At 69.2% G+C, this 20662-nt stretch carries 8 protein-coding genes and 2 rRNA genes; 7 read left to right on the top strand and 3 right to left on the bottom strand.

From position 1 onward, the window contains the following. Positions 1-631: 631 nt before the first annotated feature. Together OHB00_RS24290 and OHB00_RS24285 are read left to right on the top strand one after the other, a co-directional pair. Complete coding sequence (locus OHB00_RS24290; protein ID WP_406437529.1) at positions 632-2710, top strand: asparagine synthase-related protein; 2079 nt, start codon at positions 632-634, stop codon at positions 2708-2710. Between the two features lie 345 nt (positions 2711-3055). After that, on the top strand, positions 3056-6352 hold the full coding sequence (locus OHB00_RS24285; RefSeq protein ID WP_406437527.1) for a BTAD domain-containing putative transcriptional regulator: 3297 nt from the start codon (positions 3056-3058) through the stop codon (positions 6350-6352). On the opposite strand, the gene OHB00_RS24280 is transcribed toward OHB00_RS24285, so the two are convergent. Together OHB00_RS24280 and OHB00_RS24275 are read right to left on the bottom strand one after the other, a co-directional pair. Then, the gene (locus tag OHB00_RS24280) at positions 6339-8174 is read right to left on the bottom strand and encodes a sigma-70 family RNA polymerase sigma factor (protein ID WP_406437525.1); all 1836 of its coding nucleotides are present in this window, start codon (positions 8172-8174) and stop codon (positions 6339-6341) included. The genes OHB00_RS24285 and OHB00_RS24280 overlap by 14 nt on opposite strands. Before the next feature lie 280 nt (positions 8175-8454). Then, complete coding sequence (locus tag OHB00_RS24275; protein ID WP_406437523.1) at positions 8455-9234, bottom strand: TetR/AcrR family transcriptional regulator; 780 nt, start codon at positions 9232-9234, stop codon at positions 8455-8457. A gap of 399 nt (positions 9235-9633) precedes the next feature. On the opposite strand from OHB00_RS24275, the gene OHB00_RS24270 reads away from it, so the two are divergent. Further along, a complete protein-coding gene (locus tag OHB00_RS24270) occupies positions 9634-11013 on the top strand; it encodes an NAD(P)/FAD-dependent oxidoreductase (protein ID WP_406437521.1) in 1380 nt (459 codons plus the stop codon). A gap of 192 nt (positions 11014-11205) precedes the next feature. Next, positions 11206-12852: a SpoIIE family protein phosphatase gene (locus tag OHB00_RS24265; RefSeq protein WP_406437520.1), complete on the top strand. Its 1647-nt coding sequence runs from the start codon at positions 11206-11208 to the stop codon at positions 12850-12852. 190 nt (positions 12853-13042) lie between these two features. Here the strand turns inward: OHB00_RS24265 and OHB00_RS24260 are convergent, their stop codons facing one another. After that, complete coding sequence (locus tag OHB00_RS24260) at positions 13043-14329, bottom strand: MFS transporter (RefSeq protein WP_406445965.1); 1287 nt, start codon at positions 14327-14329, stop codon at positions 13043-13045. Positions 14330-14457: 128 nt separating this feature from the next. On the opposite strand from OHB00_RS24260, the gene OHB00_RS24255 reads away from it, so the two are divergent. The 3 genes from OHB00_RS24255 to OHB00_RS24245 all read left to right on the top strand — a co-directional run bounded on the left by OHB00_RS24255 (position 14458) and on the right by OHB00_RS24245 (position 20591). Continuing rightward, the gene (locus OHB00_RS24255) at positions 14458-15006 is read left to right on the top strand and encodes a MarR family winged helix-turn-helix transcriptional regulator (RefSeq protein ID WP_406437518.1); all 549 of its coding nucleotides are present in this window, start codon (positions 14458-14460) and stop codon (positions 15004-15006) included. A gap of 662 nt (positions 15007-15668) precedes the next feature. Continuing rightward, a 16S ribosomal RNA gene (locus OHB00_RS24250) occupies positions 15669-17193 on the top strand. Between the two features lie 291 nt (positions 17194-17484). Beyond that, positions 17485-20591, top strand: a 23S ribosomal RNA gene (locus OHB00_RS24245). Together the 16S and 23S rRNA genes form the textbook arrangement of a ribosomal RNA operon. Positions 20592-20662 lie beyond the last annotated feature (71 nt).

Here is a 20662-nt window from a genome sequence, read left to right as displayed (position 1 = left end):
TGGCGGGATTGTGGTCCGTACGCGAGTGCGGCCCAGATACGCACCGTGCACGAGCTGTCGCGGCGTGCCCCCGTCGTGTGGCCGTGCGCCCGGCCGTGCGCTCTTCTCCGGCCATCAGGGGAGCGGTTCCATTGCTGGTGCGTGGGTCGGCCCGCTGTACTGGATCCAGTGGGCTGGGGGACACCGCCACCTTCATCCCCGCGGGTGGCGGACCGGTCCGGGAGGCGATGCCCGCCTCCCGGACTGTGCGCGTTCGAGCACGCGCGCGTGCGATGCGCAAAGCATGTACGGAGCGTGCGCAAGTCCGCGCGGCCATCTCTGATTTGGCCGAAAATCGACCCCGCCTTTCGCGGGTGATCAACGCTCCTACCACGGCAATTGAGGGCGCGAAGGGCGTTTTGGGGGAGCGTACAGGGGGCGCATTCGCGTCGCAGTCGCCCGGTGGCGTACGGCCGTCGGCGCTCGCCCCGGCTCTTCCGCGGCACGCGCGCATGGCCGGTCCTGCGGCAACTCCGGTAAATCTTCCAGGGATCAAAGGCGGCCCCACCGCCCCTCCGGACCGCCTCCTTCATGGCAGCATGGGGACCCGGTTCATACCGTGCATGGTTGTCCACAGCCTGTGGAGGCGTCGATGCGGTGGTTGGTGGGATGGAGCAGCACCGCCTCCGGTGCCGCCACGCTCGGCTCCGCCGGCGCCATGGGCTACGACGGCGAGACCGTCCAGCCCATCGGCTCCCAGCTCCTGTGGGGCGACCCCGATCCGCTCTGGGCGGTCGGCGACTGGCGCCCCGACGAGGTGCGTGTCATCAAGGCCGACGCGCAGAACCGCATCGCCGTCCTCGGCACCTGCGGCGCCACCGACGAGGAGCTGCGCCTCGGCCTCTTCACGGCGCGCGGGGGCGCACTCCGGCATCTGACCGCCTGGCCCGGCAGCTACACGGCCGTCGTCCAGGTCGGCCGCCGGGTCACGGTCTGCGGCGACCTCGCGGGCGCCCGCCCGGTCTTCTACAGCCCCTGGGCAGGCGGTACGGCCTACGCCACGGCCGCCCTCCCCCTCGCCGACCTCATCGAGGCCAACCTCGACTACGGCCACCTCGCGGCCCTCCTCGCCGTCCCCGACGTACCGGCCGCGCTGCACGACTCGACCCCGTACGAGGGCGTGCGGCGCATTCCGCCGGGACATGCGCTGATCCTGCGCACCGGGGCGCGCGAGGTCGCCGGATACGAGCAGGTCGCCTCGCTCGCGGTCGCGGCACCCTCCGCGGATCCCGACCGCGCGGTGGACGCCGTACGGGACGCGCTCGTAGAGGCGGTACGCGCGCGGCTGTCGGCGCCCCGGCACGTACCGGACATCGACCCGGGTCCGGTACCCGGCATGGGCCCCGCCGAGCGTCGCGCGGCGCGCGGGATGCCGGTCCCGGGCATCGGCGCGGACCTCTCCGGCGGGCCGGCGTCGGGCACCCTCGCGCTGCTCGCCGCGGGGCTGCCGGGGATGCCCGGCACGATCCTCGGCCACGGCACGGGCGCCGGCGAGCGCCTCCTCGCCGTCACCTTCAACGACCTGGCCGTGGGCGGCCGCGAGGCCGAACTCGAACGTGCGGGCACCCTCGCCGCCAACCCGCGCCTGCACCATGTGGTGGTCACCGGCGGCGAGGAGATGCTCCCGTACGCCGACCTCGACGGCCCCCTCACCGACGAACCGGGTCCGTCCCTGGTCTCCGCCGCCCGGCACCGCGCCCGGCTCGCCGCTGGCAGCGCCGACCACTTCACCGGCTACGGCGCCCGCCAGGTCCTCGACGCGCACCCCGCGCGCCTCGCCGACCTGCTCATGGACCGCAAGCGCCGCCACCTCGTCCGCCCGGTCGCCGCGCTCGCCAAGGCCGACGGCTCGGTGATGGTCCCCGCGCGCGTGTACGGCGCGGCGCGGCGCCTGGCGCGTACGCCGTACCGCGCGGGCGTCGAGTCCCTCGCCGAGCGCCTGCTGCGGCGCCGGTTCGACGACCCCGGGGGCGCGGTGGGCGCGTCCCTCGCGGCGCTCACCTGGGCGAGACCGGGCCCGGCGGCGCGCTGGCTGACCGGCGAGGCCCTCGCTGAAGTATCGGTTCTTCTCCAGGGTTCGGCGAACCGCTCCGGCGTCGGCCCCGGGCAGCGCCCCGGAGACTACCGCGCGCGTGCGGTGCTGACCCGTCACGCGGCCGACATCCGGGTCCTGGAACAGGCCGCCGAAATCCGCTCCCAGCGCCTCCACGCCCCCTTCCTGGACAACCAGGTGGTCCGCGCCTGCCGCGACCTCCCCGAGGCGCTGCGGGTCCAGCCGGGCGCCCGCGCGGCCATCCTCCGCACGGTCCTGGAGGGCGCCGGCGTCACCGACCTCCCACCGGGCTGGGGCGCCCCCTCCCACGCCTCCTCGGCAGCCGCCACCCGTACGGGGCTGCGCGTGGCGGCCGACGACCTGATCTCCCTCTTCTCGACACCGCTGCTGGCGCAGGCGGGCCTGGTGGAGGCGAGAGTGGTCCGCAAGGCGCTGCGCTCGGCGGCCGCGGGAGAGCCGTTGCCGCTGGACGGCCTGGCCGACCTGGTCTCCCTGGAACTCTGGCTGCGGCGGCTCCTCTCCCGCCGGGGCACGTGCTGGACGGGGACGCCGGCGCGGGCCCGTGCGGTCCCTGCGGGGGTGACGCCGATGAGAGGGGCGTTGGCGTCCGGGGCGTGAGGGTGTGCGGGGGACCGCCGTATCCGGGGGCTGCCGCCCCAGGGCCCTCGCATCAGGGGTGCGGCCTTTGTGTTCCGTCCACGGGCCGGTGGGGGTTGCTCGCGCCCACGCGGCGGAGCCGCACATTGATACAGCCCCGTGCCCCTTACGGGGCGCTGCCCAGCCGCTTCTTCTCAGCTACTCAGCTGCGGGCAGTCGTGCCGCTGGGGCGGCACGGGTGGGCGCGGCGGCACCGGGCCAGCGCCGTGAGCGAAACCCCCCGGCTCCCGCTCCACCCCGGGCAACCTGCGACCCGCGGCGCTGAAACTGCCTGACCCATCCCCCGCCCCCGGCGACAATGACCCGGTGCGGTACCGAATCCTGGGTGTGACCCAAGCCATCGACGACCAGGGCGCCCCCATACCCGTCGGCGGCCCCCGTCTCCGCGCCCTGCTCACCGCCCTCGCCCTCCACCCCTCCCGCACCCGCACCCCCGACACCCTCATCGAGGAGATCTGGGCGACGGACGACGACCCGCCCCAGGACGCCCCGGCCGCCCTGCAGGCCCTCGTCGGCCGGCTCCGCCGCGCCCTCGGCAGGGACGCCATCACGTCCGGCCCCGGCGGCTACCGCCTGGAGGCCGTCGAGGACGACATCGACCTGCACGTCTTCGAGCGGCAGGTACGCGACGGCACCCAGGCATTGACCACCGGCGACCCGGCGACGGCCCACCGTCTCCTCACCGAGGCCCTCGCCCTCTGGCGCGGACCCGCCCTCACCGACCTCCCGGACCGCAGTGCGGCCGCCGCCCGCCCGGAGGCGCTCCGGCTGGAAGCCACCCGCACCCGCGCCGACGCCGCCCTCCGCCTCGGCCGCGCCGCCGACGCCGTACCGGAACTGACCGAGCTCACCACGGCCCACCCCTACGACGAGCCCCTGCACGCCCTGCTCATCCGCGCCCTGCGCGACACCGGCCGCCCGGCGGACGCCCTCGCCGCGTACGAGACCGCCCGCCGCACCCTCGCCGAGGGCCTCGGCACCGACCCCGGTCCGGAACTCAAGGCGCTGCACACGTCGTTGCTCAGCCAGGAGCCCGCACCCCTCGGCGCACCCCCGCCCCGGACCGGCAACCTCCGTCCGCGTCTTACCTCTTTCGTGGGCCGGGAACCCGAACTCGAAGCCGTTCGTTCCGAATTGCACAGGGCCCGTCTCGTCACCCTCACCGGACCGGGCGGCTCCGGAAAGACCCGTCTCGCCGAGGAGGCCGCCGCCGGGCTCCCGCAGGCATGGCTCGTCGAGCTCGCCCCGCTCGACCGGCCGGAGGCGGTGCCTGGCGCGGTGGTCAGCGCGCTCGGCCTGCGCGAGACCGTGCTCATGACCAACGAGCTGGCGACGGTGCAGACCGACCCCACGGCCCTGCTCGTCGAGTACTGCGCCCCGCGCAGCCAACTCCTGATCCTTGACAACTGCGAACATGTCATCGAAGCGGCGGCCGCCCTCGCCGAGACCCTGCTCACCCACTGCCCGGGACTCACGGTCCTCGCCACCAGCCGCGAACCCCTGGGCGTCCCCGGCGAGTCGGTGCGCCCGGTCGAGCCCCTCGCCCCCGAGCAGGCACACCGCCTCTTCGAGGAGCGCGCCGGCACCGTCCGTCCCACCACCGGCGCCGCCGTCGCGCCGGGCGACGCGGCGGCGGTCGACGAGATCTGCCGCCGCCTGGACGGCCTGCCCCTGGCCATCGAGCTCGCGGCGGCCCGGCTGCGGCTGCTGACGCCCCGGCAGATCGCCGACCGGCTCGACGACCGCTTCCGCCTGCTCACCGCCGGCAGCCGCACGGTCCTGCCTCGCCAGCAGACCCTGCGTGCGGTCGTCGACTGGTCCTGGGACCTGCTCGACGAGCGGGAGCGGACGATGCTGCGTGAGGTGTCCGTATTCGCCGGCGGCTGGGACCTCACGGCGGCCGAGGCCGTCTGCACCGGACCGGCCGCCGAGCTCGTCGGAGCGCTCGTCGACAAGTCCCTGATCATCGCCACCCCGGACGGTCCGGACGGCACCGGCGGCATGCGCTACCGCATGCTGGAGACCATCCACGAGTACGCCGTCGAGCGCGCGGCGGAGGTCCCCGGGCTGCGCGCGGCGGCCGAGCGGCGGCACGGCGCGTGGGTGCGCGCACTCGTGGAGGAGGCGGAGCCGAGACTGCGCTCCGCGGAGCAGCTCTCCTGGATCCGCCGCCTGGAGAGCGACCTCGACAACATCCGTGCCGCCCTCGACCGGGCACTGCGCGCGGGCGACGAGGTACAGGCGGGCCGGATCGTCCTCGCCGTCGGCTGGTTCTGGTGGCTGCGCAACTACCGCCAGGAGGCGACGGCCTCGGTGCGCGCGGTACTGCGCCTGGGCGTCGCCCGGGACGCCCTGCCCGCGGACGCCGGCGCGGACGAACTGCGCGCGTTCGCCGACGCGGCGGACCCCGTGGGCGCACTCCTCGCCGCTCCCGACGCCGAGGCCGGGCACCCGCTGTACGAACTGCGCTACGACCTCAGGCTGCTCGACCTGTTCCTGGCGTCCGAGTCCGGCCAGCCGGACCTGGTGACGGACGAGCGGACTCCGCGGTATGTCGCCCGCGTCCGGGCCGCCTTCGAGGCAGGCGGTCCCCGGGCCGCCCGGATGCCGGGCCTCATCTGGCCGCTCACCGCGTGGACCCTGGGCGGCTCCGCCGTGGACATCACCCCGGACATGTCCGCCGTGGTCGCCAACTGCCGGGTGTACGGCGGTGAGTGGGAGATCGGCGTCACCCTGATGTACCGCACCCACATCCTGGTCGACTCACCCGGCAACCTGCGCGGCGTCGACGAGGACCTGGCCGAACTGCGCATCCTCAGCCGGCGGGTCGGGGACCGCTGGATGGGGGCGCAGGTGTGCAGCGCGGCCGGCGAGGCGGACATGGCGCGCGGCCGGTTCGTGGCGGCGGAGGGCGAGTACCGGGAGGCACTGCGGCTCGCCCAGGAGGTCGGCGCGTACGCGGAGACGCCCTTCCTGCTCGCACGGCTCGCCGAGATCGCCTTCCGCTCCGGCGACCGGGCGGGCGCCCACGCCGTCCTCGACCAGGCGGGCGAGGTCGCCGACCGGTACGCGGTGGCGGAGTCCAAGGCGTACGTGGCGCTGCTCCGGTCGCACCTGGCCCTCTACGAAGGGGAACTGCAGCGGGCGCGCGAGTACTACCGGACCGCCCGGGCCACGACGTTGGCCGGCTCCGCGCCGCCGCAGTTCATGGCCGCTGTCCGCGCGGTCGAGGCCCTGCTCACGGCGGCGGAAGACGGACCCGCGAGGGGGTTGCCGATCGTCGCCGAGGGGCTGCGCGAGGCGGTGGAGTACCACTGCGCCGAGGTGATCACGGCGGCGCTGGTGGACATCGGCGCCGACCTGCTGGCCCGGCTCGGCGATCTGGCGGGGGCGGTACGGCTGTACGCCGCCGCCGACCACTGGCGCGCCGGGAGCGTCCGCCCCGAGCCGGAGCGCACCCGCGCCGAGGAGGTCGACGCGGCCGCCCGCGCCGCACTGACCCCGCAGCGCTACGCGGCCGAGCGCTCGCGCGGCGCCTCCCTCACCGAGGAGGGCGCTCTGCGCGAACTGAGCAGAACACCGACCGCCGCTACCGGCACGTGAACCTCGACTCGGCCCAGTCGGCGAGCGCCACCGTGTCGAAGTCGGTCTGCGGTTCGGCCACCAGACGCACGGTCCGGTGGCCGGTCAGGTCCACATGGACGGGCACGGCCGCCTGCCCGCCCTCGACCACACCGGACCGCCACAGCCGCACCCCGTCCGCGTAGAGCGCGAACGTGACCTTGCCGAGGCCGAGGGTCATGTCGTCGACGCCGGCCATCGCGTCGTAGGCGGTGCACTGCCGGTTGAGGTCGATGGTGACGGAGGACCTGCCGTGCACGGTGACGCCGTGCGCGTACTCCTTGCCGGCGACCGTCACGCCGTACCGCTGCCACACCCAGCTGCTGCCGCCGAGCCGCATCTCGGGGCGGGTGCCGTCGCCGGTGACGTCGAAGCGCAGCTCGCTCCACTGGTAGACGACCGGGTCGGGCGCCGGAGGGGGTGTGGGGGTGGGGGTCGGTCTCGGGGACGGCGTGGGTGTCGGAGTGGGGGTCTGGGGCGGCTTCGGGCTGGGGGTGGGCCGGGGGCTCGGACTCGGGGTCGGCGTCGGGGTGGGTGTGCGGGTCGGTTCAGCGGCGAGGGCGACCGGCTCGGGGGCCGGTTTCCTCTTCGACGGCGTGGGGGTCGGTACCCCGGGCTGGACGACCGGCGTGGACGGGGTGGGTCCGGCGGCCTCCTTGGCCGGGTGGCTGTCGTTCGTCAGGGCGAGGGCCACCACGGCGATCGCCGTCGCGACCAGCCCGGCGGCGATACCGGCCTTCACCGGCCCGGCGAGCCCCTCCGAGGCTGCGGCACCCCCGGCACCACGGCCCGCCCCGCCTGACGAACCGCTCGCCGCGGCGGCCGCCCCCGCGGCCCCCACTCCGGCGCCCCCGGCGATGATCCCGAGCGCCTTGGCGTACCCGGCAACCCCGAACCAGCCGATGACCGCGACGGGTACGACGGCCGGGATACCGCTCGCGACCTCTTCGATCTGGGCCGCGGCCAGCCGGCACCTGGCGCACTCCTCCAGATGCTTGCGCAGCCCCCGTTCGGCGCGTACCCGCAGCTTGCGGCGGGCGTAGCCGCCGAGCCGGTCGGCGTAGCGGGCGCACTCCTCGTCGTCGACGAGGGCGGCGCTCACATGGGCCTGGAGGTAGGCCTGCTTGAGACCCTCACGGGCCCGACTGGCAAGGACGCGGGTGCCGTTGGCGTCCAGTCCGAAGAGGACGGCCACCTCGCTCGGCGACTCGTCCTCGACCTCGGTGTGCCACAGCACGGCCTGCCAGCGCTCCGGCAGCGAACGGAAGGCCTGCATCGCCATCGACTGCTCGGCCTCGTGCATCGCGTGCACATCCGCGCCGAGGTCCAGTGTGTCGTTGTCGGACCCCTCGGCGGCGCGCGCGGAATCCGCCGCGAACAGCGCGAAGTCGTCGACCAGTCGCTCACGCCGGGCCGACTTGATCCACTGCGCGGCGACCCGGCGTACGGAGGTGAGCAGGTAGGGGCGCACGGCGTACTCGGGCCCGGACCCACCGCGTACCGCCTGCAGCATGCGGGCGAACACCTCGGCGGTCAGGTCGTCGGCCGTGTGCCCGTCCCGGCAGCAGGTCCGCGCGTAGCGCCGTACCGCGTCCGCGTGCCGCCGGTACAGCTCCTCGTACGCCGAGTCGTCACCGGCCCGCATCCGCTCGATCAACCGGCTGTCGGGGTGGGGCAGTTCCCTGGGCGGCGGCAGCACACCGCCGTCGCGCTGCGCCGGGACGTCGCCCCGCCCGCCCTGGCTGGGCACCTGCGGCGAGGTCAGCCCCTCACCGACGGACTCGTCCCACCCGTCAACGCTCATCGCGGAACGCCCCCGATGCCTGCCCGCCCGACCGGATCACCGGCTCAGACTGCCACACTGCCTTTTGTCCGGACTCCCGAGCGACGAAACGGTCACCCGGAAGAGGAAACGCCGACGGGCATGCGGGACTGCAGCGCCCCGCAAGGGGCGCGGGGCTGTGTCCGATCTGCGGCTGCCGCCGCGTGGACGCGACCAGCCACAGGCAACCCGCACCCGCCCACGGTCATGGCACGGCACATGCTCGCGCGAAGGCCACCCGCCCGACCGAGCAAGGCCACCGTCAGGTCCGCGACCGCAGCCCCTCCAGCAAGATCTCCAGCAGCCGAGCCGAAGCCGCCGCCTGCTGCGCCGCATCCGGCAGGGACGGCGCCGCGGTCGCGATCACCAGCAGCACGTCGGAGACGGAGACGTCCGGCCGCAGCTCACCAGCCGCCCGAGCCCGTTCCACCAGCCGCCCGACGACTTCGAGCAGCGCGGCCGCCCCCGCGTCATCGGCGTCGGCCACCGGCTCCCGTTCCTCCGCCACCAGCCGCAACTCCCCGGCCCCCGGCTGCGTCCGCTGCTGCGGCACCCGGGCCGCCTCGGCCTGGGAGCCGGCCCCGGCACCGCCGCCGACCTCCTCCGGCACTCCGACCCGGAGCACCTGCGGCGGCAGCAACCGCCCCGCCCCCGATGCCACCGACGTCCGCAGGAAGCGCGACAGCGCCGACCACGGCTCGTCCTCCTGCCCGAGCGCGGCCCGCGCCTGGTCGGTCAGCCGGGAGGTCTCCTCCTCGGCTATCCGCCGTACCAGCACGTCCTTGCTCGGGAAGCGCCGGTACACGGTGCCGACCCCGACCCGCGCCCGCCGCGCCACGTCCTCCATCGGCGCGCCGTACCCCAGCTCGCCGAAGACCTCGCGCGCCGCACGCAGCACGTGCTCCAGATTGCGCTGTGCGTCCACCCGCAACGGCGTCGTACGCGGCCCGTCACCGCGTCCGTTGCCCGCCGTCGCGCTCACCGTTCCGCCACCGGCCGCCAGAGCGGATGCCGACGACCAATGCGTGTCCTGAATATGCATCTGTGTTCCCCCGGTTAACGACGTCTCCCCCCGGAGACTCCCCGTCATTGATAGCCGGAGCGAGCGGAACTGCGGCCGACCCATGACCGATCATGGACCGCGGGCCGGTGGACCGCCTGTCGCGGACCGTTCGGCCACATCCTCTGCACCCCGTCGACACACGAACATAGTTGAGAGGCTGTCAATTCAGAAGGGGGACGTTCCGCACGGTGCGCCCCCCGATCGGAGTACGGGTCGTTTACCTCCCGATTCGGTACCTTCGCGCCCCCCTGCCCGCCCCCGCTGACCTGGCCCCTTTCGTCCGGCCCGGGACGCGCGCCCGGCGCCGGGCAAAGCCGCCCGCCGGTCACACAAATTGCCGGGGCTGTGGACAAACAAGAGTCACGGGTGCGTCATGGGATGGTGAAGGAACGTGCGCGCATTCTCGTTGTCGGCGGCGGCTACGTCGGGATGTACACGGCCCTGAGGCTGCAGCGGAAGCTGAAGCGGGAGCTCAGGCAGGGTGAGGTCGACATCACTGTCGTCACCCCTGATCCCTATATGACGTACCAGCCGTTCCTTCCCGAAGCGGCCGCGGGTTCGATTTCCCCTCGTCATGTCGTCGTACCCCTGCGGCGCGTTCTGGACCGGTGCCATGTCGTCATCGGCGAGGTGACGGCCGTCGAACACGCCAAGCGCACCGCCGAAGTAGCCACCCTCGCCACCGCCGAGGAGCGAAAAGGCGCCACTTTCCTGGAGTACGACGAGCTGGTCCTCGCCCCCGGCTCGATCGCGCGCACCCTGCCCATCCCCGGTCTCGCCGAGCACGGCATCGGCTTCAAGACCGTCGAGGAGGCCATCGGCCTGCGCAACCACGTCATCGAGCAGATGGACATCGCCTCCTCCACCCGCGACCCGGCGATCCGCGACGCGGCCCTCACCTTCGTCTTCGTCGGCGGCGGCTACGCGGGCGTGGAAGCCCTCGGCGAACTGGAGGACATGGCCCGCTACACCGCGCGGTACTACCACAACATCCAGCCCGAGGACATGAAATGGATCCTCGTCGAGGCCACCGACCGGATCCTCCCCGAGGTCGGCCCCGAGCTGGGCCGCTACACCGTCACCGAACTGCGCCGCCGCAACATCCAGGTGCTGCTCGACACCCGCCTGGAGTCCTGCGCCGACCGCGTCGCCGTCCTCAGTGACGGTCAGCGCTTCCCGACCCGCACCCTCGTGTGGACGGCCGGCGTCAAACCGCACCCGCTGATCGAGGCCACCGACCTGCCGCGCACCCCGCGCGGGCGGCTGAAATGCAGCGCCGAACTGACGATCGACGGCGTCGACCACGCATGGGCCGCGGGCGACGCCGCCGCCGTCCCGGACGTCACCGCCGCCGAACCCGGCACCGAGATCGCCCCCAACGCCCAGCACGCGGTCCGCCAGGCCAGGGTCCTCGGCGACAACGTCGTCCACGCGCTGCGCGGCGAACCCCTCGACACGTACGCCCACAGATACGTCGGCTCGGTCGCCTCCCTCGGCTTCCACAAGGGCGTCGCCCAGGTCTACGGACGCAGGCTGAAGGGCTACCCTGCCTGGTTCATGCACCGCGTCTACCACTTGAGCAGGGTGCCCACCGTCAACCGCAAGGCCCGCGTCCTCGCCGAATGGACCCTCGCCGGGCTCTTCAAACGAGAGATCGTCTCGCTCGGGTCACTCGAACATCCCCGAGCGGAGTTCGAACTCGCGGCCGGTGGAAAGCCTCCACACAGTCCTTCCGACGACTCGAACGGGTCGTCCTGACGGAACTCAGGAACTCCACGGACCGCCCCGGCGTCTGACGGATGTCGTCGCCGACGGCCACCCTGCCAGACTGCCCCCCGACCGAGCACAAGGCTTCGCCCCACCTTCTCCCCAGAACTGCACCGGGGGACTTCCCCCGGACCCCGGCCGCTCCCCGAGCAGGCCGGAGACGACGACACGAGGCAAGGTTTCGTGAACTTCACGCGCTGGAGCGCCCGGCTCCCCGGAACGCAGCGCCGCGCCGCAGCGCGGACCGAGCACGCCGTCACCCCGGACCGACGGGGGGAAGGCTCCGTGCCCGCGGCCCGCGCCGAACAACTGACCGACGACTCGCCCTGTGTGCCCGCGGTCGACGAACTGCCCGCCCGTGGCGTCCTCGACCACGTCCCGGCCCTGGTCGCCCTCGTCCACGGCCCCGACCACCACATCGCGTACGTCAACGACGCCTATACGACGGCCTTCGGCGTACGTCTCCCGGGCACCCCCGCCCGCGAGGCACTGCCCGAACTCGCCGAACTGGGCCTCCTCCCCCTCCTCGACCAGGTCCTGCGCAGCGGCAAGCCCCGCACGCTCAAGTCCCGCAAGGCGCTCGACGGCCGCACCTACACCTTCACCTGCACCCCTGTCGCCGAGAACGGCGACCGCGACGGCGGCGTCCTCCTCTTCGCCACTGACGTCACCGACCACGCCGAGGCGGCAGAGCGACTGCGCGCGAGCGAACGCCGGCAACGCGAGACGGCCGTGACCCTGCAGCGCAGCCTGCTCCCGCAGGAGCTCGAACAACCCGACGACCTGCGCATCGCCGCCACCTACCAGCCCGGCGGCACCGAGGCCGCGGTCGGCGGCGACTGGTACGACGTCATCACCCTCGGCGGCGGCCGCACCGCCCTCGTCATCGGCGACGTGATGGGCCGCGGCGTCCGCGCGGCGGCCGTCATGGGCCAGCTCCGCACGGCGGTCCGCGCCTACGCCCGCCTGGACCTGCCCCCGCACGAGGTCCTCCAGCTCCTCGACGGCCTCGCCACCGAGATCGACCCCAACCAGATCGCCACCTGCGTCTACGCCGTCCACGACCCCAACGAGGGACGGCTGGTGTACGCCTCCGCCGGCCACCTCCCGATCCTGGTCCGCGACGAGAACGGCAGCGTGCTGAGCACCGAGGAACCGACCGGACCGCCGCTCGGCACCGGCGGCTGGGTCCACGCGTCCGCCTCGGTACCGCTGGGCCCCGGCTCCACGGCCGTCCTCTACACGGACGGCCTGGTCGAACGCCGTGACGAGGACCTGGACGAGGGCATCGCGGCGCTGGAGCGCGCGCTGGCGGGCGCCACCGGCTCTCCCCAGGTCATCTGCGACCGCCTGGTCCGCTCGGCCGGCGTCACGGCCGACCACGACGACGACGTCGCCGTCCTGGTCCTCCAGCATCCGGCCCGTACGGGCCCGGACAGCGAGCTGTTCCGCAACGCCGCACTGGAACTCCTCGGCGGCATCGAGGCGGCGCCACGCGCCCGTGCGTTCGCCTCCGGCGTGCTGACCAGCTGGCGCTTCCCCGCCGATCTCCATGACCTGGGCGTCCTCGCCACGAGCGAACTGGTCGCCAACTCCCTCCAGCACGGCACCCCGCCCATGCGGTTGCGGCTCCGCCGTACCGACCGCCGACTGATCATCGAGGTGACGGACGGCGACGACCACCTCCCGCGCCGGAGACGCGCGGAACCGGGCGACGAGTCGGGAAGAGGCATCGCGATCGTGGCGACGATCGCTTCGGGGTGGGGGTCACGGCGGACGCCCGGGGGCGGGAAGGCGGTGTGGTGCGAGTTCGTACTGCCGAAGGGGTAGCGACATAGGGGGTGCTGCCCCTGTGGTTCGGCTGCGGGTGAGTGGGGGCTGAACGCGCAGTTCCCCGCGCGCCTTACGGGGCTCGTTGTCCGCGGGCAGTCGTGCGGGCGGCACGGGTGGGCGCTGGGGGTACCCCCCTCTGGGGGAGGCATCCTGCCGGCGCCGGTAAGCGTCCCCACCCCTGCCCCCACTACGCGGACACGGACTCCGCAGCCGCGCCACCCCGCGCGACGATCCTGCTCCTCGCGGCGTGCCAAGGCCGGTCCTGCGCATCCGTCAGCCGCTTCCCCAGCCGCACCGCCAGGACACTGATCCCCAGCGAGAACAGCAGGAACGTCACGACGTACGGCGCGGGCAGCGAGGCCGCCAGCGGCCCGCCCACCGCCGGCCCGACCGCCAGCGCCAACTGCTTGACCAGGGCGAACGCCGAGTTGTACTGGCCGGCCATCCCCTCCGGCGCCAGGTCGGCCACCAGCGGAGCCACGGTCGGCGACAGCATCGCCTCACCCAGCCCGAACAGCGCGTACGTCGACACGAACGCGGCCGTCGCCATCTCCTGGCTGCCATGCCCCAGCCCCGCGTACCCGGCCGTGACCCATGCCACGGCCCAGATAAGGCCGACCCCGGCGATCACCCGCGACCGCCGCCGACGCTCCACGAACCTGAGCACGGCGAACTGCGCGACGACGATCATCAGGGTGTTCGCGGCCAGCGCGCTGCCCAGAGCGGACGTGGATATCCCCGCCGCCTCGACGCCGTAGGCGCTGAGCCCGGACTCGAACTGTCCGTAGCACGCGAAGAACAGCACAAAGCCGAGCACGGACAGCTGCACCATCGCCCGGTTCCCGAGCAGCTGCTTCCAGCTGCCCTTCGCGGACGACGAGGCCGGCGTGTCCGTGATCCGCGGTGAGTGCGGCACCCGCACCGTCGCCATGACGACCGCCAGCAGCAGGAACATCGCCGCCTCGATCGCGAAGAGCAGGGTGAAGGAGGACACCCTGGTCGTGTCGACCAGGTGGCCGCCGATGAGGCCACCGACCCCCAGCCCCAGGTTCTGCAGGAAGAACTGGGTCGCGAAGGCCCGGGACCGGGTCTCCGCCGTCGAGCAGTCCACGATCATCGTCGCGAGCGACGGCTGCATCACGGCCTGGCCGGCGCCCAGCAGCGCCGCCGCGGCCAGCACGGACGGGCCGCTCCCCGCCAGCCCCAGGCTCAGCGCCCCGATCGCGGCCGTCACCAGGGCGGTGAGAAGGACCGGCAGTGGGCCGCGCCGCACGATCGCCCGGCCGGCGAACGGCAGCACTATCAGCGCGGCCACGGCGAAGACGGCGAGCACGAACCCCGCCGTCATGGCACCGAGCCCCCGCACCTGCGCCACGTAGACGTACAGGTAGGGGACGGTGAAGCCGAGCCCGAACGCGCTGAGTGCGTTGCCCACGTGGATCCGGCGCATCGCTGCGCCCATCGCCCTGGTCACGTTCACCTCTCTCAGGTCGTTAAGTCAGCGGACTACTGAAGCCTGAAGACTTAGAAGCTAAAGTTCGAAGCTAAAGAGTACATCGCGAAGGACTTCAACGCCAAGCGTGTCCATGCGATACTTCGGCCATGGCCGACTCCACCGGCGCCGGCGAGCCGACACTCGACGAACAGATCGCCGCCTACCAGCGCGAATTCCAGGACCTCGACCCCCAGGTCGAGAAGATCGTCTCGGCGCTGTCCCGGCTCAACCGCCGCATGAACGTCGCCTACGGCCGCCAGACCGGCGCCCTCGGCATCAGCAACGCGGAGTGGGAGGTCCTCAAGGCCCTCGTCCTCTCCGGGGTCCCCTACCGCATGGGCCCCAGCGAACTGGCCAAGCGCCTCGGCCTCACACCCGCCGCGATGACCCATCGCATCGACCGGATGGTCGCCGAGGGGCTCGTCACCCGGGAGAGGGACGAGTCCAACCGCGTTCGGGTGATCGTCGAGCTGACCCCCGAGGGACGCGAGAAGTGGCTGGAGGCCATGCGCCTCGCCTCCGGCTTCGAGGAGGATCTGCTCCAGGACCTCTCCCCGGCGGAGCGGCTGGTGCTCGGCGAGGTCCTCACCAGGCTGCTGCGCCGTGTCGAGCACGCCCAGCCCGACGCCGGCGGCCGGCTCACTGACCTGGACTGACGTCGGGGCGTGCGGGCCACGGAAAAGATCTTGACAGGGGGTGCTTGACACCCCCTTGCCCGACCCGTAATGTTCTTCGGGTTGCCGCGGAGCCGTAACGGTTCTGCGACAGCACCTCCGCCGCATGAGCGGCACTCCAAACCACCAGCACGATCTCCCGGCCGGGTTGATTTCGGCGTGCCCGAATTCAATTCGATTTCGGGACTCAGTGGTGCTCGGTCGGACCGCAAGGCCCGATTGGGAATCGCGGAGCGGATCCGCTAGGGTTTGGGACGTCGGAACGGCCCAACGGCCGGGAAGGCAACTCCCGCTGACTGGGAATCAGACACCGAGCAGGATCTGGTAGAGTCGGAGCCGCCGGAAAGGGAAACGCGAGAGCGGGAACCTGGAAAGCACCGAGGAAATCGGGTCGAGAAAAGATCTGATAGAGTCGGAAACGCAAGACCGAAGGGAAGCCCGGAGGAAAGCCCGAGAGGGTGAGTACAAAGGAAGCGACCGTTCCTTGAGAACTCAACAGCGTGCCAAAAGTCAACGCCAGATATGTTGATACCCCGTCCGTCGGACACTGTCCGATGGTCGAGGTTCCTTTGAAGAAAAATACAGCGAGGACGCTGTGAACGGTCGGATTATTCCTCCGGCCTGTTCCGCTCCCGTGAGAAGCATTCACGGAGAGTTTGATCCTGGCTCAGGACGAACGCTGGCGGCGTGCTTAACACATGCAAGTCGAACGATGAACCACTTCGGTGGGGATTAGTGGCGAACGGGTGAGTAACACGTGGGCAATCTGCCCTGCACTCTGGGACAAGCCCTGGAAACGGGGTCTAATACCGGATATGAGCCTGGGAGGCATCTCCCGGGTTGTAAAGCTCCGGCGGTGCAGGATGAGCCCGCGGCCTATCAGCTTGTTGGTGAGGTAGTGGCTCACCAAGGCGACGACGGGTAGCCGGCCTGAGAGGGCGACCGGCCACACTGGGACTGAGACACGGCCCAGACTCCTACGGGAGGCAGCAGTGGGGAATATTGCACAATGGGCGAAAGCCTGATGCAGCGACGCCGCGTGAGGGATGACGGCCTTCGGGTTGTAAACCTCTTTCAGCAGGGAAGAAGCGAAAGTGACGGTACCTGCAGAAGAAGCGCCGGCTAACTACGTGCCAGCAGCCGCGGTAATACGTAGGGCGCAAGCGTTGTCCGGAATTATTGGGCGTAAAGAGCTCGTAGGCGGCTTGTCACGTCGATTGTGAAAGCCCGAGGCTTAACCTCGGGTCTGCAGTCGATACGGGCTAGCTAGAGTGTGGTAGGGGAGATCGGAATTCCTGGTGTAGCGGTGAAATGCGCAGATATCAGGAGGAACACCGGTGGCGAAGGCGGATCTCTGGGCCATTACTGACGCTGAGGAGCGAAAGCGTGGGGAGCGAACAGGATTAGATACCCTGGTAGTCCACGCCGTAAACGGTGGGAACTAGGTGTTGGCGACATTCCACGTCGTCGGTGCCGCAGCTAACGCATTAAGTTCCCCGCCTGGGGAGTACGGCCGCAAGGCTAAAACTCAAAGGAATTGACGGGGGCCCGCACAAGCGGCGGAGCATGTGGCTTAATTCGACGCAACGCGAAGAACCTTACCAAGGCTTGACATACACCGGAAACGTTCAGAGATGGGCGCCCCCTTGTGGTCGGTGTACAGGTGGTGCATGGCTGTCGTCAGCTCGTGTCGTGAGATGTTGGGTTAAGTCCCGCAACGAGCGCAACCCTTGTCCCGTGTTGCCAGCAGGCCCTTGTGGTGCTGGGGACTCACGGGAGACCGCCGGGGTCAACTCGGAGGAAGGTGGGGACGACGTCAAGTCATCATGCCCCTTATGTCTTGGGCTGCACACGTGCTACAATGGCCGGTACAATGAGCTGCGATACCGTGAGGTGGAGCGAATCTCAAAAAGCCGGTCTCAGTTCGGATTGGGGTCTGCAACTCGACCCCATGAAGTCGGAGTCGCTAGTAATCGCAGATCAGCATTGCTGCGGTGAATACGTTCCCGGGCCTTGTACACACCGCCCGTCACGTCACGAAAGTCGGTAACACCCGAAGCCGGTGGCCCAACCCCTTGTGGGAGGGAGCTGTCGAAGGTGGGACTGGCGATTGGGACGAAGTCGTAACAAGGTAGCCGTACCGGAAGGTGCGGCTGGATCACCTCCTTTCTAAGGAGCATCTAGCTGCCGTAAGGCAGTCAGAGCCACTACGTCGGCAAACGTCCGACGGTGGTCAGCTCGTGGGTGGAACGTTGACTACTCGGCACGGTAACTTTGATGGATCACCAGTACTGCTTCGGCGTGGAACGTGAGTCTGGATGAGGAACGTGTCGGGCACGCTGTTGGGTGTCTGAGGGAATGAATTCCCTCGATGCCGGCCCCAGTGAACTCCGGTTTCTTCCGGGGGTGATGGGTGGCTGGTCGTTGTTTGAGAACTGCACAGTGGACGCGAGCATCTGTGGCCAAGTTTTTAAGGGCGCACGGTGGATGCCTTGGCACCAGGAACCGATGAAGGACGTGGGAGGCCACGATAGTCCCCGGGGAGTCGTCAACCAGGCTTTGATCCGGGGGTTTCCGAATGGGGAAACCCGGCAGTCGTCATGGGCTGTCACCCGCTGCTGAACACATAGGCAGTGTGGAGGGAACGAGGGGAAGTGAAACATCTCAGTACCCTCAGGAAGAGAAAACAACCGTGATTCCGGGAGTAGTGGCGAGCGAAACCGGATGAGGCCAAACCGTATGCGTGTGAGACCCGGCAGGGGTTGCGTATACGGGGTTGTGGGATCTCTCTTCTGTCGTCTGCCGGCGGCAGGGCGAGTCAGAAACCGTTGATGTAGGCGAAGGACATGCGAAAGGTCCGGCGTAGAGGGTAAGACCCCCGTAGCTGAAATATCAACGGCTCGTTTGAGAGACACCCAAGTAGCACGGGGCCCGAGAAATCCCGTGTGAATCTGGCGGGACCACCCGCTAAGCCTAAATATTCCCTGGTGACCGATAGCGGATAGTACCGTGAGGGAATGGTGAAAAGTACCCCGGGAGGGGAGTGAAATAGTACCTGAAACCGTGTGCCTACAAGCCGTGGGAGCATCCTTGTGGTGTGACTGCGTGCCTTTTGAAGAATGAGCCTGCGAGTTTGCGGTGTGTTGCGAGGTTAACCCGTGTGGGGTAGCCGTAGCGAAAGCGAGTCCGAACAGGGCGTTTCAGTAGCACGCTCAAGACCCGAAGCGGAGTGATCTAGCCATGGGCAGGTTGAAGCGGAGGTAAGACTTCGTGGAGGACCGAACCCACCAGGGTTGAAAACCTGGGGGATGACCTGTGGTTAGGGGTGAAAGGCCAATCAAACTCCGTGATAGCTGGTTCTCCCCGAAATGCATTTAGGTGCAGCGTCGTGTGTTTCTTGCCGGAGGTAGAGCACTGGATAGGCGATGGGCCCTACCGGGTTACTGACCTTAGCCAAACTCCGAATGCCGGTAAGTGAGAGCGCGGCAGTGAGACTGTGGGGGATAAGCTCCATGGTCGAGAGGGAAACAGCCCAGAGCATCGACTAAGGCCCCTAAGCGTACGCTAAGTGGGAAAGGATGTGGAGTCGCACAGACAACCAGGAGGTTGGCTTAGAAGCAGCCACCCTTGAAAGAGTGCGTAATAGCTCACTGGTCTAGTGATTCCGCGCCGACAATGTAGCGGGGCTCAAGCGTACCGCCGAAGTCGTGTCATTCGTACAATAGGGCCAACGCCTGTACGGATGGGTAGGGGAGCGTCGTCTGCCGGGTGAAGCAGCCGCGTAAGCGAGTTGTGGACGGTTGACGAGTGAGAATGCAGGCATGAGTAGCGATTCACACGTGGGAAACGTGTGCGCCGATTGACTAAGGGTTCCTGGGTCAAGCTGATCTGCCCAGGGTAAGTCGGGACCTAAGGCGAGGCCGACAGGCGTAGTCGATGGATAACCGGTTGATATTCCGGTACCCGCTGTGAAGCGTCAAACATCGAACCCATTAATGCTAAGGCCGTGAAGCCGCCCTGATCTCTTCGGAGTTGAGGGGAGTGGTGGAGCCGCTGACCCAAGGTGGTAGTAGGTGAGTGATGGGGTGACGCAGGAAGGTAGTCCAGCCCGGGCGGTGGTTGTCCCGGGGTAAGGGTGTAGGCCGTGCGGTAGGTAAATCCGTCGCACATCAAGGCTGAGACCTGATGCCGAGCCGATTGTGGTGAAGTGGATGATCCTATGCTGTCGAGAAAAGCCTCTAGCGAGTTTCATGGCGGCCCGTACCCTAAACCGACTCAGGTGGTCAGGTAGAGAATACCGAGGCGTTCGGGTGAACTATGGTTAAGGAACTCGGCAAAATGCCCCCGTAACTTCGGGAGAAGGGGGGCCACACCTGGTGAGGGAATTTACTTCCTGAGCTGGGGGTGGCCGCAGAGACCAGCGAGAAGCGACTGTTTACTAAAAACACAGGTCCGTGCGAAGCCGTAAGGCGATGTATACGGACTGACGCCTGCCCGGTGCTGGAACGTTAAGGGGACCGGTTAGCTCCATTTCGGTGGGGCGAAGCTGAGAACTTAAGCGCCAGTAAACGGCGGTGGTAACTATAACCATCCTAAGGTAGCGAAATTCCTTGTCGGGTAAGTTCCGACCTGCACGAATGGCGTAACGACTTCTCGACTGTCTCAACCATAGGCCCGGTGAAATTGCACTACGAGTAAAGATGCTCGTTTCGCGCAGCAGGACGGAAAGACCCCGGGACCTTTACTACAGTTTGATATTGGTGTTCGGTTCGGCTTGTGTAGGATAGCTGGGAGACTTTGAAACGCGGACGCCAGTTCGTGTGGAGTCGTCGTTGAAATACCAGTCTGGTCGTGCTGGATGTCTAACCTGGGTCCGTGATCCGGATCAGGGACAGTGTCTGATGGGTAGTTTAACTGGGGCGGTTGCCTCCTAAAGAGTAACGGAGGCGCCCAAAGGTTCCCTCAGCCTGGTTGGCAATCAGGTGTTGAGTGTAAGTGCACAAGGGAGCTTGACTGTGAGACCGACGGGTCGAGCAGGGACGAAAGTCGGGACTAGTGATCCGGCGGTGGCTTGTGGAAGCGCCGTCGCTCAACGGATAAAAGGTACCCCGGGGATAACAGGCTGATCTTCCCCAAGAGTCCATATCGACGGGATGGTTTGGCACCTCGATGTCGGCTCGTCGCATCCTGGGGCTGGAGTCGGTCCCAAGGGTTGGGCTGTTCGCCCATTAAAGCGGTACGCGAGCTGGGTTTAGAACGTCGTGAGACAGTTCGGTCCCTATCCGCTGTGCGCGTAGGAGTCTTGAGAAGGGCTGTCCCTAGTACGAGAGGACCGGGACGGACGAACCTCTGGTGTGCCAGTTGTTCTGCCAAGGGCATGGCTGGTTGGCTACGTTCGGGAGGGATAACCGCTGAAAGCATCTAAGCGGGAAGCCTGCTTCGAGATGAGGACTCCCACCCACTTGATGGGGTAAGGCTCCCAGTAGACGACTGGGTTGATAGGCCGGATCTGGAAGCCAGGTAACTGGTGGAGGTGACCGGTACTAATAGGCCGAGGGCTTGTCCTCAGTTGCTCGCGTCCACTGTGTTGGTTCTGAAACCACGAACAGCCCCATGCCCCGTTTTTCCGGGGTGTGGT

The organism is Streptomyces sp. NBC_00631 (assembly GCF_045206895.1).
Lineage (GTDB): Bacteria > Actinomycetota > Actinomycetes > Streptomycetales > Streptomycetaceae > Streptomyces.
This window is presented reverse-complemented; position numbering and strand designations above follow the sequence as displayed.